General features: G+C 45.9%; 13 protein-coding genes. 12 read left to right on the forward strand and 1 reads right to left on the reverse strand.

Annotation, left to right across the window (positions count from 1 at the left end):
* The first annotated feature begins 9 nt into the window (after positions 1-9).
* The 9 genes from hflX (at position 10) to AWH61_RS13215 (ending at position 11,374) form a co-directional block, all read left to right on the forward strand.
* On the forward strand, positions 10-1,299 hold the full coding sequence (gene hflX / locus AWH61_RS13175; protein ID WP_014951091.1) for a ribosome rescue GTPase HflX: 1,290 nt from the start codon (positions 10-12) through the stop codon (positions 1,297-1,299).
* 67 nt (positions 1,300-1,366) lie between these two features.
* Complete coding sequence (gene hflK, locus AWH61_RS13180) at positions 1,367-2,518, forward strand: FtsH protease activity modulator HflK (RefSeq protein ID WP_014951090.1); 1,152 nt, start codon at positions 1,367-1,369, stop codon at positions 2,516-2,518.
* A 5-nt stretch (positions 2,519-2,523) separates the two neighbouring features.
* The gene (hflC, locus tag AWH61_RS13185) at positions 2,524-3,405 is read left to right on the forward strand and encodes a protease modulator HflC (RefSeq protein WP_014951089.1); all 882 of its coding nucleotides are present in this window, start codon (positions 2,524-2,526) and stop codon (positions 3,403-3,405) included.
* A 295-nt stretch (positions 3,406-3,700) separates the two neighbouring features.
* Positions 3,701-5,302, forward strand: a complete 1,602-nt coding sequence (locus AWH61_RS13190) for an AbgT family transporter (RefSeq protein WP_207198752.1) — start codon at positions 3,701-3,703, stop codon at positions 5,300-5,302.
* A 212-nt stretch (positions 5,303-5,514) separates the two neighbouring features.
* Positions 5,515-6,594: a ferrochelatase gene (gene hemH / locus AWH61_RS13195; protein WP_075177290.1), complete on the forward strand. Its 1,080-nt coding sequence runs from the start codon at positions 5,515-5,517 to the stop codon at positions 6,592-6,594.
* Positions 6,595-6,687: 93 nt separating this feature from the next.
* Positions 6,688-7,089 carry a DUF4112 domain-containing protein gene (locus AWH61_RS13200; RefSeq protein ID WP_075177291.1) on the forward strand — a complete coding sequence of 134 codons (402 nt, stop codon included), beginning with the start codon at positions 6,688-6,690 and terminating at the stop codon, positions 7,087-7,089.
* A gap of 142 nt (positions 7,090-7,231) precedes the next feature.
* Positions 7,232-8,116 (forward strand): dioxygenase family protein, encoded by an 885-nt coding sequence (locus tag AWH61_RS13205; protein WP_075177292.1) that lies wholly within the window; start codon positions 7,232-7,234, stop codon positions 8,114-8,116.
* Positions 8,117-8,267: 151 nt separating this feature from the next.
* Complete coding sequence (locus AWH61_RS13210) at positions 8,268-9,908, forward strand: acetolactate synthase large subunit (RefSeq protein WP_014951084.1); 1,641 nt, start codon at positions 8,268-8,270, stop codon at positions 9,906-9,908.
* Positions 9,909-9,940: 32 nt separating this feature from the next.
* Positions 9,941-11,374, forward strand: a complete 1,434-nt coding sequence (locus tag AWH61_RS13215; RefSeq protein ID WP_014977646.1) for an aldehyde dehydrogenase family protein — start codon at positions 9,941-9,943, stop codon at positions 11,372-11,374.
* An 81-nt stretch (positions 11,375-11,455) separates the two neighbouring features.
* Here AWH61_RS13215 and AWH61_RS13220 read toward each other — a convergent pair whose 3' ends face one another.
* On the reverse strand, positions 11,456-11,815 hold the full coding sequence (locus AWH61_RS13220; protein ID WP_014951082.1) for a DUF2237 family protein: 360 nt from the start codon (positions 11,813-11,815) through the stop codon (positions 11,456-11,458).
* 164 nt (positions 11,816-11,979) lie between these two features.
* Here AWH61_RS13220 and ubiG point away from each other — a divergent pair, with 164 nt between their 5' ends.
* The 3 genes from ubiG to AWH61_RS13235 all read left to right on the forward strand — a co-directional run bounded on the left by ubiG (position 11,980) and on the right by AWH61_RS13235 (position 14,984).
* Positions 11,980-12,732 carry a bifunctional 2-polyprenyl-6-hydroxyphenol methylase/3-demethylubiquinol 3-O-methyltransferase UbiG gene (ubiG, locus tag AWH61_RS13225; protein ID WP_039233595.1) on the forward strand — a complete coding sequence of 251 codons (753 nt, stop codon included), beginning with the start codon at positions 11,980-11,982 and terminating at the stop codon, positions 12,730-12,732.
* A gap of 249 nt (positions 12,733-12,981) precedes the next feature.
* Positions 12,982-13,971: an esterase/lipase family protein gene (locus tag AWH61_RS13230; protein WP_014980553.1), complete on the forward strand. Its 990-nt coding sequence runs from the start codon at positions 12,982-12,984 to the stop codon at positions 13,969-13,971.
* The gene (locus AWH61_RS13235; protein WP_075177293.1) at positions 13,971-14,984 is read left to right on the forward strand and encodes a lipase secretion chaperone; all 1,014 of its coding nucleotides are present in this window, start codon (positions 13,971-13,973) and stop codon (positions 14,982-14,984) included. Before AWH61_RS13230 ends, AWH61_RS13235 begins: the two co-directional genes overlap by 1 nt.
* Positions 14,985-15,056: the final 72 nt, after the last annotated feature.

The following is a 15,056-nucleotide window of genomic DNA, read 5'->3' on the forward strand; positions in this document are numbered from 1 at the left end:
GTAACGCGCTTGTTTGACCGTTATGAAGCCGGTGAACAGGCTGTACTTGTTCATGTTAATTTTTCCGACGAGAACAGTAAAGAAGACTTAAGTGAGCTTGAATTGCTTGTGTCTTCAGCAGGGGTTAATGCGGTAGAAGTTATTACGACTTCGCGCAGTGCGCCTCATGCTAAGTTTTTTGTTGGTTCAGGTAAGGCAGAGGAAATAGCAGCGGCAGTGAAAGCACACGATGCCAACGTTGTTATTTTCAACCACGCGCTTTCTCCTTCTCAGGAGCGTAATTTAGAAGCGGTGTGTAAATGCCGGGTGTTAGATAGAACGGGGCTAATTCTCGATATTTTTGCGCAGCGCGCAAGAACACATGAGGGTAAGCTTCAGGTCGAACTAGCCCAGTTGAGGCATATCTCAACTCGTCTCATCAGAGGATGGACCCACCTTGAGCGTCAAAAAGGTGGTATTGGTCTTCGCGGTCCAGGTGAGACACAGCTAGAAACTGACCGTCGACTACTTCGTGGTCGTATTAAAGCCATTCTTCGTCGTTTGGAAAAAGTGCAAAAGCAACGCGAGCAGGGTCGCCGCTCGCGCAAACGCGCTGAAATTCCAACGGTATCCTTAGTTGGCTATACGAATGCGGGAAAATCGACGCTGTTTAACACCATTACCGACTCACACGTTTACGCTGCCGATCAGCTATTTGCAACGCTAGATCCCACGTTACGCAAAATCGATTTAAAAGACGTAGGGCCGGCTATTTTAGCCGACACGGTAGGTTTTATTCGTCATCTTCCCCACGACCTCGTTGCTGCGTTTAAAGCGACACTTCAAGAGACTCAAGAAGCAGATTTACTGCTCCATGTGGTTGATATTGCTGATGCAAAATATCGCGAAACCATGGATGAAGTTAATGATGTACTTGAAGAAATTGAAGCTGGAGAGATTCAACAATTACTAATCTGTAATAAGATTGATAAACTAGACGACGTTCAACCGCGTATAGAAAGAAACGACGAAGGCGTGCCTGTCAGAGTGTGGCTATCTGCACAAACAGGCGAAGGAACGGAATTATTGAGCCAAGCTTTAACCGAATGTTTAGGTAAAAGTATGGTGAATTACACATTAAAGATTCCGCCTGCACAAAGTCGATTGCGCGGCGTGTTGTACGAACTAAACTGTATTGCTAGTGAAGAATACGACAGTCAGGGAGACTGGGTAGTTGATGTAAGAATGCCCGCCGCTGACTGGAACAGACTTGAAAAACGTCTGGAAAACGGAATATCAGAGTATGTTGTGCGACATTAGTCAGTGCTAGTCACTGCATTGAGCATGCGAAATTCAAAAATATAACAGTAATCTATGGAGTATCAGCATGGCTTGGAATGAGCCGGGTGGCAATAATAACGACCCGTGGAAGAATCGCGGTGGGAAAGAGCAAGGTCCCCCAGATTTGGACGATGTTTTTAAGAACTTATTTGGTAAGTTTGGAAAGTCAGGTGGCAACGGTGGCGGCTCAGGCAAAAGCCTAGGTGGTATCGGCGCTGGTATTCTTGTAGGTTTACTTGTCGTAATTTGGTTCATTAGTGGTTTTTACACTATTCGTGAAGCAGAGCGTGGCGTAGTGCTTCGCTTCGGTGAGTATCACGAGCAGGTTGAGCCGGGTCTTCGTTGGGCGCCAACGTTCATTGACTCAGTAATCCCAGTTGATGTTCAGTCAATTCGCGACCAGTCATCTTCAGGCTCTATGCTTACAGAAGACGAAAACGTGGTAAGCGTTCAAATGGAAATGCAATTTCGCGTTGTAGACCCATATCGTTGGACGTTTGCCGTTGAAAGCCCTGAGCAGAGTTTAAGTCAGTCTCTTGATAGCGCTATTCGCTACGTAGTTGGCCACTCTAAAATGGACGACGTACTTACCGACGGCCGTGAAGTAACGCGTCAGCGTGTATGGGAAGAGCTTCAAGCGATCATTGAACCCTACAACATGGGTGTTTCCATTATCGATATGAACTTCCGTGATGCCCGCCCACCAGAGCAAGTTAAAGATGCTTTTGATGATGCGATTGCTGCACAGGAAGATGAACAACGTTTTATTCGTGAAGCTGAAGCTTATGCGAGAGAGATTGAGCCACGTGCACGTGGTCAAGTAAATCGTATGAATGAAGAAGCGCAAGCCTATAAAGAGCGTGTAACGTTGGAAGCGCAGGGTGAAGTGGCACGTTTTGAAGAGCTGCTTCCACAATATGAGCGCGCACCTCAGGTTACTCGCGAACGTATCTATCTTGAAACCATGGAAGAAGTGTTGGGTAACACCAGCAAAATCATGGTTGATAGCAAAGGCGGAAACAACATGATGTACCTGCCTCTGGATAAAATTATGGAGCGTCAGCAGTCGTCGTCTAACGATCGCTCACGCAATACGCTAGAAAGCTTACAAACACCTGTAACTGATACTTCAGGCAGAAGCCGTAATTCGTCGCCAACCTCTGGTTTACGCGGTGACAGCTACAGAGAAGGGAGATAAGCATAATGAAGAATTTATTAATAGCAGCATTCGTTCTTCTTGTTTTGCTTGCATCAGGTTCTCTGTTTGCAGTTAAAGAGGGTGAGCGTGCCATTGTTATTCAATTTGGTAAGGTTCAGCGCGATGACGCGACCGGTGAAACTCGGGTTTTTGAGCCAGGTTTACACTTTAAACTTCCGTTTATTGACTCGGTACGCCATTTAGATGCGCGTATTCAAACGTTGGATGGAACGCCTGATCGCTTTGTAACAAGCGAGAAGAAAGACCTGATTGTTGACTCTTATGTTAAGTGGCGCATAGAAGACTTTGCACGTTACTACCTATCAACGGGTGGCAACAAGCTGCAAGCAGAAGCGCTACTGAAGCAAAAAGTAAACAACGGCCTACGTTCTGAGTTTGGTACTCGTACTATTGCACAAATCGTTTCTGGTGAGCGTTCAGCGCTTATGAACCAGGCAATGGAACAAGCTTCTACATCGTCTGATGAGCTTGGTATTGAAATTGTAGACGTACGCGTTAAGCAGATTAACTTACCCACTGAAGTGAGCAACTCGATCTTCCAGCGTATGCGCGCAGAGCGTGCCGCCGTAGCTCGTGAGCATCGTTCAGAAGGTCAAGAGCAAGCCGAAGTCATTAAGGCAAACATTGATGCGAAGGTAACGGTAATGCTTGCTGATGCTGAGCGTAATGCACGTCAACTTCGCGGTGAAGGTGATGCGATTGCGGCACAAATTTACGCTGATGCTTACTCAAAGAACGCTGATTTTTACAGCTTCCTGCGCAGTATGGACGCGTATAAGCAAAGCTTTAACAGCAAACAAGATGTCATGGTTATTGCACCAGACAGCGACTTCTTCAAGTATATGAACAAGTCAAACGGTAACTAAATAGCCGTAATTTGAAGCTTTAAAAACCAGTCTTTTTAGACTGGTTTTTTTACGCCTTTTGAAAGGCTAACGGTATGATATAGCGAGTTATATTTAATCTGTGTAGCCGGGCAATTTAGGAAAATGTACACTGACTTAACCCTTCATTTACCCTATCTACTGCCAAAATTTTACTAAATCGGGTAAAATACCGTCTGAATACTATTAAAACACGTCACTATTTATGTACAAGGTTGATGCCTTCCCAGCATTAACCTTGGTGTGGTAGACGTCAATAAACGACAGAGGGAAGATTTTGACAACGGAAAATACAAATACAGTGTCTGCCGATGATAGGGGCGGACAAGGTGGGTTATTCTCGCGATTTCTCACCACGGTGGAATGGTTAGGAAACCTGCTCCCACATCCAGTAACGCTGTTCGCTCTGCTTTCACTTTTCATTGTGTTACTTAGTGGGATACTTGGTTACTTTGACATTGCTGTAGCTGACCCTCGCCCAATAGGTGCAAAGGGGCGTGAAGAAGACGGTATGATTGAAGTCATATCGCTGATGAGCGCAGAAGGCTTGCAGCGAATAGTGACAGGCTTGGTTACCAATTTCACAGGCTTTGCGCCACTGGGTACTGTACTTGTTGCGCTTCTTGGTGTATCGGTAGCAGAACATTCTGGCCTGTTATCAGCAGCAATGCGCGCGTTGGTGATGAATGCCTCTAAACGTGCCGTGACCTTTGCTATCGTCTTCGCAGGTATCATTTCAAACACTGCATCAGAGCTTGGCTACGTGGTACTTATTCCACTGGCAGCGATGATTTTCCACTCGTTAGGTCGTCACCCGTTAGCGGGGCTGGCCGCCGCGTTTGCAGGTGTATCGGCTGGCTATAGCGCCAACCTACTGCTTGGAACTGTCGACCCACTGTTGTCGGGTATCACGGAAGCCGCTGCTCACATGATTGACCCCGACTATATGGTAGGCCCAGAAGTAAACTGGTACTTCATGTTCATCAGTACCTTCGTTGTAGCCACAATGGGCGCGTTGGTCACCGAAAAGGTTGTTGAGCCGAGACTCGGCAAATTTGACCCTGCTGATGCTTCCATAGATTTAGGCAAGCAATCTATGGACGCGCCTACGGATTTAGAAAAGAAAGGCCTGCGTTGGGCAGGTATATCGTTTGTTATTGTTTGCGCGATACTAGCGCTAACGGTAGTGCCAGAAAACGGTATATTGCGTCATCCAGAAACAGGTGAAGTAGCGGGCTCTCCGTTCCTTAAAGGCATTGTTGCATTCATATTTATCACCTTTGCTATTCCTGGCTTTGTTTACGGTAAAGTTACCAAGTCGATGAAGAACGACAAAGATGTTATTGATGCCATGTCTAAAAGCATGGGGGCAATGGGTCTTTACATTACGCTAGTATTCTTTGCTGCGCAGTTTGTTGCGTTTTTCAAATGGACAAACCTAGGCACAGTATTAGCCGTTAAAGGTGCTGCGTTGTTACAAGCGGCAGGGTTAGATGGCCCAGCGGTGTTTATTCTGTTCATTTTGATGTGTGGTGTAGTGAACCTGTCGCTAGGGAGTGCATCAGCGCAATGGGCGGTAACAGCACCTATTTTTGTGCCAATGCTCATGCTCATAGGTTACGCGCCTGAAGTGATTCAAGCTGCATACCGTATTGGTGATTCAGTCACAAACGTTATCGCACCTATGATGAGCTATTTCGGACTCATCTTGGCCATGGCTGCAAGGTACAAGAAAGACTTGGGAATGGGCACGCTCATTGCCATGATGCTGCCTTACTCAATGGTGTTTATCGTAGGTTGGACAATTTTGTTCTACATTTGGGTGTTCCTACTCGGTATGCCGGTAGGCCCGGGCGCAGCGACTTACTATCAGCCTTAAATAGATAGCTTTACGGGCTGCCTCACGCATAATGCGGCAGCAAACTAAGAAAGCGGCATGTGTTTTTGAAAAGTATTTTCGAACACCTGTCGCTTTTTTAATGTCCAAAATCTATTAACGCAATCGCACTTTTTTGGCGTTATAGCAGATCATAATCTAAGGTAATTCAGTATAATACGGATATAGCGCAGTACTTCTCGGACTATGAATACATGAAATACAAATCGAACAAAGGTTTTACTCACGGGCAACCAGATAAAATTGGCGTACTGGTAACGAATTTGGGGACACCGGAAGCGCCAACTAAGCAGGCGTTACGCCCTTATTTGAAAGAGTTTCTTTCTGACCCGCGGGTTGTGGAAGTGCCTAAAGCGATTTGGTGGTTTGTATTAAATAGTATCATTTTAAACTTTCGCCCTAAGCGTTCTGCTGAGGCTTATTCCACCGTATGGACGGAAGAAGGCTCTCCACTTATGGCCATTACTAAAGCGCAAGCATCAGCTATTGCTGAACGCTGTAAAGCCCAATATGGCGATGACGTAATTGTTGATTTTGCCATGCGCTACGGCAAGCCCGCCATTGGTGATACCATCGAGTCCATGTTGGAAAAAGGCGTACGCAAACTCGTCGTTTTACCGCTTTACCCTCAATACAGCGCGTCGACAACTGGCTCCACATTTGATGCTATCGCTAAGGATTTCACCTCTCGCCGTTGGCTCCCAGAACTTCGCTTCGTGAATCACTATCACGACCGCGATAATTTCATTACCGCGCTGGCGAACAAAGTAAAAGCGCATTGGGAAACCCATGGAAGGGCGGACAAGCTTATTTTGTCTTACCACGGTATTCCTAAGCGCTATTTAATGAATGGTGACCCCTATCACTGCGAGTGCCACAAAACGTCGCGCTTGCTTGCCGAGAAACTTGGCCTTTCACACGACGAATATATGACAACCTTCCAATCTCGTTTTGGTCGAGAAGAGTGGTTGAAACCGTATACAGATGAAACGTTAAAGTCTTTACCTGAAAAAGGGGTGAAATCCATTCAGGTTATGTGCCCTGGCTTCTCAGCCGATTGCTTGGAAACTATTGAAGAAATTGGTGAAGAGAATCGCGAGTACTTTATGGAAGCTGGTGGTGAGCGCTATGAATACATCGCGGCACTTAACAGTGACAAAGAACATATAGACGTGCTTTTTGACATAGTGCAAGAAAACCTGCATGGGTGGACAGTACAGTCGGACAACGGTTTGCGCGCAGGCTTAGCAAGAGCGCTAGGCGCTGAAAAGTAGCGTTTGAAAAGCTGACAGTAAACGTTTCGAGGAAAACCAATAGGGAAATCACCCTTGGTGGCGCATTTATTATATTAAAAGGGAGATAAGGTCGTGGAAGGCAAAGCACCAAAGGCACTACTTAAAGCGCAAAAACTGGCGAACTTGCTGGATACTGCTGTAAAGCTTCCTTTTATCCCAATAAGAATAGGCTTGGATTCAATCGTGGGCCTTATCCCAGGAGCCGGTGACGCGCTGATGCTCTTCGTTTCACTTCGAATAGTTTGGCTGGGAAAATCATTGGGTATGCCCAAAGCGCTAATAGCTCAAATGGTAAAAAACTCAGCAATCGACTTTGGCTTAGGTTTTATTCCATTTGTTGGCGACATTGTGGATATATTCTATAAAGCCAATCAGAAAAATGTCCGTATTATGGAGCGCTGGTGGATAAGCGAAAATAAACATGAGGTAGATAAAGTAGCACAGAAGGCGCTATCCGAATGGAGTGCTGAATAACCTAGGTTTAATAACCCAAATACCTGCGCTTTTTTCACTTTGCTTATTTACTGTGTAAAGCTACGTAAAGCTTGAGTAAATAAGAGAACCTTGCCCTTTAGCTAAATGTCTTTTTTGCAAAGACAACCAAGGGCAACGTACGATGACATCAAAAAAATTAACGGAAAAGCCGCTCAAGCGACGCCGCTTTATGAAAACAGCGGTGGGGCTTACATTGGCTCCTATTGCTATCGGGTTGTGGGGTTGTGGAGGTTCTAATTCCACCTCTACAAGTTCCACAGCATCTAACTCCTCATCTTCCAATAACGACACCGATTCAAATGCCGAACCTGAAGAAGATTTTGACGGTTGGGCAAGCGGTGGCACGTCAGCTATGACGTCAGACTTTCCAGACGATAGTTTATTTGACACTGCTTCTGTATGCAGTGTGGCTCTCACAGGTTCTCAAACGGAAGGCCCGTGCTATTTTCAAAGTGACTATCTTGACGACATCTCATATGAGCAAACAGGTTTGCCGATGATGTTGTGTCTTCAGTTAATCGATGAAGCGTGTAATCCCCTATCGGGTTATGAAATTGAAGTATGGCATTGCGATGTAGATGGCGTTTATTCAGGAGATACCAGTGATAGTGCCGATGCCAGCGGATTTAATTCGGCATTTTGCACGGGAAATGAAGTGGATGTATTAAGTGCGAAGTGGTTCAGAGGTATTGCGGTGACAGATGCTAGCGGAAGAATAAACCTAAAAAGCTGTTTTCCCGGCTGGTACAGCAGCCGAGCTATCCACATCCATTTTCGTATACGTCGCAACAATACTGATCAATTGGTTTCTCAATTTGGCTTTTCCGATAGCTTTTGCCAAGACATTTGCACCAATCATCCCGACTACAGTCACCGGGGTGAGCCAGACACGTTGCTGGGGCAAGATACAGTGTTTGGCAGTGACTACAATGAATATACATTTAGTGTGTCACAAAACGAAGATGGTTCTTTGCTCGCATACAAGCGCATAATAATCAGTGATTAGACTTCCTTTTTCTCTCCTATACACTATTTTTTAACATGCCCGTTAGCAACGGGCATTTTATTACGCACAGTAAACCCATTCGCAGCATTGTTTCGTAGCACAACTAATAAGCACTTTATTTTCTGCTCAAATTACAAGGAGCGTGCAGCACATGAAAGCGTCCGATTTATTTGTTAAAGCGTTAGAAGCAGAAGGCGTGGAATACGTCTTTGGAATCCCAGGTGAAGAAAACCTCGACTTACTTGAGTCGTTGCGCGAGTCCTCTATTAAACTGGTGCTGACTCGTCACGAGCAAGGCGCTGGCTTTATGGCTGCTACTTACGGCAGGCTTACCGGAAAAGTGGGAGTGTGCCTTTCGACCTTAGGACCCGGGGCCACTAATCTAGTTACTCCCGCGGCTTACGCTCAACTCGGCGCTATGCCAATGTTGATGATTACTGGGCAAAAGCCGATCAAAACCAGCAAACAAGGTCGCTTTCAAGTTATCGACATCGTTGACATGATGCGGCCGATCACTAAATTCACCAACCAGATTGTGAGTGGCGATAGAATACCTTCTACTGTGCGAGAGGCATTTCGTCTAGCCCATGAAGAGCGCCCGGGCGCTGTACACATTGAACTACCAGAAGACATTGCCGCAGAACAAACCAGTGCCCAAATACTAACACCTAGCATGGCCCGTCGACCTATCGCCGAATACAAAGCAATTGCTGCTGCGGTTACTATGATTGAAGAAGCCCAGTCACCTTTGTTATTGATTGGCGCCGGAGCAAACAGAAAGCTAACAGCGAAAATGCTCAGGGAGTTTGTTGATAAAACCTGCATTCCATTTGTTACCACCCAAATGGGTAAAGGGGTACTAAACGAAAGCGACCCGCGCTTTGCAGGGAACACTGCTCTGTCTGACGGTGATTTTGTACACAGGGCAATAGAGCGTGCCGATCTTATTATCAACGTAGGCCACGATGTGGTAGAAAAGCCACCGTTCTTCATGCACCACAACGATAAAAAAGTGATTCATGTCAACTTTGATTCGGCTGCCGTAGACCCTGTTTACTTCCCGCAACTCGAAGTCGTTGGAGATATTGCTAACAGCATCTGGCAAATAAAAGAAGGCATTACTCCCCAAGACAGTTGGAAACTCGACTTCTACAAAGATGTGCATCAAGCCTATGTAGACCACCGTGCTGAAGCAGAAGACGATAATCGATTCCCTATCTTACCAGAACGTCTTGTACGCGATATTCGTAAAGTTATGCCTGATAACGGCATTGTTACGTTAGACAACGGCGTATATAAAATATGGTTTGCCCGAAATTACCCCGCATATCATCCGAATACCCTGCTTTTAGATAACGCACTGGCTTCAATGGGAGCCGGTTTGCCATCAGCTATAGCAGCCAAATTAGTGAAGCCTGATGTCCCTGTGGTAAGCGTATGCGGCGATGGCGGCTTTATGATGAATAGCCAAGAAATTGAGACTGCCGTTAGGCTTAAGCTTGACCTTGTGGTGATCATCTTGCGCGACGATGCGTACGGAATGATCAAGTGGAAACAAGCAAACATGCAGTTCGATGAGTTTGGTTTAGATTATGGCAACCCCAACTTTGTTAAATACGCACAAAGTTACGGCGCACAGGGCTGGAGAGTTGACGATGCGGATGTACTTATTCACTTGGTTGATAAGTGTTTGAACACAAAAGGCGTACATATTATCGATTGTCCAGTTGATTACAGTATGAATGACAAAACACTAAATCATACGATTAAAGAGCTTAGCGCCAAGCTTTAAGCCAAACGTAACAGAAAGGTAAGGAGTAAAAAATGTTGAAGGAAAGCTATCCCTATTATTTAGCGAGTGAGCCACATTATGCCAATACCGACTTGGACGTGACTAATAAATACACCGGAGAGGTAGCAACCAAGGTGGCGATGGCCGATGCGGATACCATCGATAAGGCCATTGCTGCAGCAGAAGAAGCGCAGCCTGCGATGGCCGCCATGGCTCCTTTCGAAAGACAAGCGGTGCTAGAGCACTGTGTGAAGCGCTTTACCGAAAGAGCCGATGAGTTGGCACAAGCGCTTTGTATAGAGGCTGGTAAGCCAATTAAAGACGCTAAGGGCGAAGTCAGCCGCCTTATCGATACCTTCAAAATAGCGGCAGAAGAATCAGTGCGTATTAACGGCGAGGTGGTGAATTTAGAAATCTCGGCGCGCGCCAAAGGTTATCAGGGCATGACCAAGAAGGTCCCTATAGGTCCATGTTCATTTATATCGCCGTTTAATTTTCCTCTGAATTTGGCTGCGCACAAGGTGGCTCCTGCAATCGCAGCAGGCTGTACCTTTGTACTTAAGCCTGCCTCGCGAACCCCTATTGGTGCGCTTATTATTGGTGAGGTATTAGCTGAAACCGACTTACCCAAAGGCGCATTTTCTATTCTACCTTGTAGCCGCGACGGCGCTGACTTATTCACTACTGATGAAAGACTAAAGCTGCTTAGCTTCACAGGTTCACCTGATGTGGGCTGGGCGCTTAAAGCAAAAGCAGGAAAGAAGCCGGTGGTATTGGAGCTTGGCGGTAACGCCGCATGCGTAGTTGATGAAGATGCCGATATTGAAGACGCCATCGACCGAGTAATTGTCGGTGCTTATTATCAATCAGGGCAAAGTTGTATAAGTGTTCAGCGCCTTTTAGTGCACAGCAAAATATACGATGAGTTTAAGTCACGCTATGTGGAAAAAGTGAAAGCGTTAGTGTCTGGCGACCCGTCTAATGAAGACACCTTTATTGGCCCTATGATCTCAGAAGGCGAAGCAGAGCGCCTTCACGGCTGGATTGAAGAAGCAAAAGAGAAAGGTGCCACCATTCTATGCGGCGGAACGCGAGACGGCGCCATGCTTGAGGCTACGGTAATGGAAAATGTACCAAAGGATTGTGATGCCAGTGCCGAAGAAGCGTTTGGCCCTCTATCTATTCTGGTGCCATTCGATGACTATGACGAAGCGCTTGAAGAAGTAAATAACAGCCGCTACGGACTTCAAGCAGGTGTGTTTACCCGCGATATATATAAAGCGCACAAAGCATGGGACGTGCTTGACGTTGGTGGTGTGGTCATTGGAGATGTACCTAGCTGGCGGGTGGACAACATGCCCTATGGTGGCGTGAAGGACTCAGGTCTAGGGCGCGAAGGTATTCGCTATGCGATTGAAGATATGTCTGAGACTCGACTTATGGTTATTCGTACTCCTCAGCAGTAAATTGAACTTCACTGCTCAATCAAGCAATGTTCGCGCAATAGTGCGAATATAAGCATTCGAGGGCGAGGCGGCAGGTTTAGATTAATCTGCCGCGTACTCTTCTAGCAGTGAAAGTGGAATAATATCTAACGCTTTTTCATGTGTGGCTTCCAAGCGTACTTTCGGCGCTACACCTGCCTCATAGGCTTGTAGCCAGCGAGCTGCACACAAACACCACCTGTCACCTGCTAACAATCCAGGAAATGTCATACTAGGCCACGGCGTGATGAGGTCGTTGCCTTGTCGTAGCGAAAACTGAAGGAATTCGTCAGTGACAACCGCGCATACGCTGTGATTACCCACATCAGCGTCTGGTACATAGCAAAACCCTTCTCGCGTAAATCCAGTATTTCCACAGCATAGCTGGAGTGGGCGTCCATAAACATTTTTTGCGTTCGCCAAAATCAGAACCCTCTTTTACAACGTATGGTTTAATAGGTATGTCTTATTCAAATCGCCAAGTCGCGAATTTAGGATGAATAGAACCTTATCTATCCACCTTATGACCCTGCTCGACAAGGGTCAACAATAAGCGCTACGGTAACTACGTTTTAAGGTAAAAAATCGTGCTCGATAAAAGCAAAAAAACAGGCGACAGTAACTTTTCTGAACAAGAGATTGCGCGCTTCGATGCGCTCGCTGACTCTTGGTGGGATCCAGAAGGCAAATACAAAACCGCGCTGGATTTTAATCGGGCAAGACTAAACGTTATAAAAGCACAAATAGAAAATCATTTCGGTCAGGGCAACTTGCCTCCCGATTATTCCGCCTTATCAGTGATAGATATTGGCAGTGGCGGTGGGCTAATAAGCGAACCGCTAGCAAAATTAGGCGCCCAAGTTACAGGAATAGATGCCAGTGCGGTGAGCGTAGAAGTGGCAAAGCGCCATGCTCAAAATACAGGAGTAAAGGTAGACTATCAGCATAAACTCTCAAGCGAGGTAGTAGAAGAAGGTCGGCAATATGATGTGGTAATTAACGCCGAAGTAGTTGAGCACGTGCCTGACCAGCAGCAGCTTATGCGCGAGTGCGCAAGTTTGGTTAAGCCGGGTGGCCTCCTGATTTTGGCGACGCTGAACCGCACGCTGAAAAGTTATGTTGTTGCCATAGTGGGAGCGGAATACGTAATGCGCTACTTACCAATAGGAACCCATGACTGGAAGAAATTTGTTAAGCCCAGCGAATTAAAACGCTGGATTGGAAATGAGTTTACCCTTAAGTATCAGGTCGGTATGAGGCTAAACCCACTTAAAGGAGAGTGGCTAACCACTTCGAGCCTAGCCGTAAACTACATTCAAGCATATTCCAAACATAAATAAGCGACTATAAGTGTTATTTATGTCCTGTATGTTTAGTGCAAATGGTATGGGTTAACATACTTCATACCTGACGCTATCTTTCTGAATTAACTGACTAATAGTAACTAACTCCGTCGAAAATTTACCTATACACAGTAAAAACCTTTATTAAAGATTTCACACAAAGGTTGATCTTTACATAGTGTTTACATAATTATAACAAAGGTCTGACCACAGACCACATATAACCATAATTATGGGACACACTCGATGACACTATATAACCACTTACGCTCTATAAGAATACGCTCTACAAAACCCTGGCTCGGTAAATTCGCCGTGATATTAGCTTTGTTCAGTATGACATTAGGCTTGTCTGGCCAAGCCTACGCTGGCACCTACGCAAAAACCAAGCATCCTATTGTGTTAGTTCACGGTCTGTTTGGGTTCGAAGATATCTTATTTGTTGATTATTTCTATAAGGTACCGCACAAACTTAGCCGAAACGGCGCTGTTGTCTATATCGCAGAGGTCTCACCAGCAAACTCGACCGAAGTCCGCGGTGAACAGTTACTCGATTACATTGATGAAGTTCTGGCGCTATCAGGAGCTGACAAAGTGAATTTAATTGGACACAGTCACGGTGGTCCAACGGCACGTTACGCCGCAAGCGTTGCCCCAGATAAGGTTGCTTCGGTAAGTTCAGTTGCCGGCGTAAACTGGGGAAGCAAAGTGGCAGATGAACTACGAGACGCTTTTTCTGAAGGTTCAGTGGGCGAGGGTGCTGCGGGCGTTGTAGTTAATGCGTTCGCCAATATCATCGAGATTGCCTCTGGGTCAGATCCGCGAGACAAACCTACAGATTCAATCGCTGCGCTTAATTCATTGTCTACGTCTGGCTCTGTTGCTTTCAATCAAAAATATCCAGAAGGGATGCCTACTGCCTACTGCCGCAACGATGGAAAAATGTTGGCTGAAAATGGCGTGTACTATTTCTCGTGGAGCGGAGGCAGAACTTACACCAATGCACTTGATGTAGTTGACCCATTCTTGGCTATTACTGGCACCGCATTCAAAGAGCCAAACGATGGGCTAGTATCGACCTGTAGTTCTCATTTAGGCAAAGTACTTAAAGACAACTATAAAATGAACCACCTTGATGAAGTCAACCAGAGCTTTGGCATAACGCACTGGTTTGAAACCGACCCAGTTGACGTGTTTGTTCGTCAGGCTAACCGACTGAAAGGCTTAGGGCTGTAGTGGCGAAGCGTCAATTACGCCGTGTTTCTCCAATACTAGGAGGGCTGCTCGCCCTCTTAGTATTCGGTGCTATTCTTTACAACCAGTTAGCGTCTGAATCCCAAACCTCTAGTTCAGAGGTTTTCAGTCAACGCTCATCCTTAGGTGAACAAGCGAAAGCCGAAGAATACGAGTTAGAAGGACGCGGTCCAGTACATCAAGCAACTGATGTAGGTAGCCATCGGGATAGTGACACTGATATTGCAGCTGATCGTACAAAAGCTGATCTCATTCCCTTTGAACTCAATTACTCAACCAAAGACGCTTTCGATCGCTTCGTATTTACACGCTCCTCAGAAGTGCCGCAAGCAGTGAAACTTGCCTACACAACCCATGCTCACGAAGTATTCACACTCAGCACGCAAGGTGACGCAATCGACTTATTTGTCCGGTATGTCGATTACAAAGTGGCGCTGTCTTTGGTTGAATTGGACGTCGACCTTGCCAGTCACAGCTTGCAGGATGTGTCGTTTAAGCTAGATGAGCGAGAGGAAATTAGGCGAACTTACTTTAATAATACTGAATACCACTATCTGTTTAGTCAAGAAGCGCAGGTAGATGAGGCGGCGCTAGCACGTTTAAGTGTTGCCCAAGAAAACACCTTGTCCAGAGACGAAAGAAAGGCCCTTATCGTCGAGTCAATTAAAGCGGGAAACTCCGCCGAACGTGAAGCCTTCCAGCCCACGCTTAATATGCATCGAATAAACGAAATAAAAAACAACCACAGCACTATTAACGATCGCTATAACGCAGTGGCGGCTGAATTTGGTAGCGAAGTTGCAGAACGCTTTTCCAAAACATGGGCACAACAAGCTCAGTGGCAAAACAGAATTGCCGAATACAAAACATTCCGCGATAACTTGGTTCAGCAATCTCTTGATTCAAACGCAATAGAAAAAGCACTGCAAGAGTATCAATCTGCCCATTTTACTGACAATGAAATAAAGCGTCTTAAAGTACTCACAGCGCTGTAGCAGCATCTAGATAGAGCTGGTTCAAGACCTGCAACTGGTTAATTATCTGCGAAAAACACAGAGGTATAACCA

Source organism: Alteromonas sp. W12 (assembly GCF_001924945.1).
Classification (GTDB): Bacteria; Pseudomonadota; Gammaproteobacteria; order Enterobacterales; family Alteromonadaceae; genus Alteromonas; species Alteromonas macleodii.

Bases quoted from the DNA above. Each gene is read 5' to 3' on its own strand.
- hemH (WP_075177290.1), top strand. From the start codon at position 5,515: ATGAAATACAAATCGAACAAAGGTTTTACTCACGGGCAACCAGATAAA.
- hflK (WP_014951090.1), top strand. From the start codon at position 1,367: ATGGCTTGGAATGAGCCGGGTGGCAATAATAACGACCCGTGGAAGAAT.
- AWH61_RS13210 (WP_014951084.1), top strand. From the start codon at position 8,268: ATGAAAGCGTCCGATTTATTTGTTAAAGCGTTAGAAGCAGAAGGCGTG.
- AWH61_RS13230 (WP_014980553.1), top strand. From the start codon at position 12,982: ATGACACTATATAACCACTTACGCTCTATAAGAATACGCTCTACAAAA.
- hflC (WP_014951089.1), top strand. From the start codon at position 2,524: ATGAAGAATTTATTAATAGCAGCATTCGTTCTTCTTGTTTTGCTTGCA.
- AWH61_RS13215 (WP_014977646.1), top strand. From the start codon at position 9,941: ATGTTGAAGGAAAGCTATCCCTATTATTTAGCGAGTGAGCCACATTAT.
- AWH61_RS13205 (WP_075177292.1), top strand. From the start codon at position 7,232: ATGACATCAAAAAAATTAACGGAAAAGCCGCTCAAGCGACGCCGCTTT.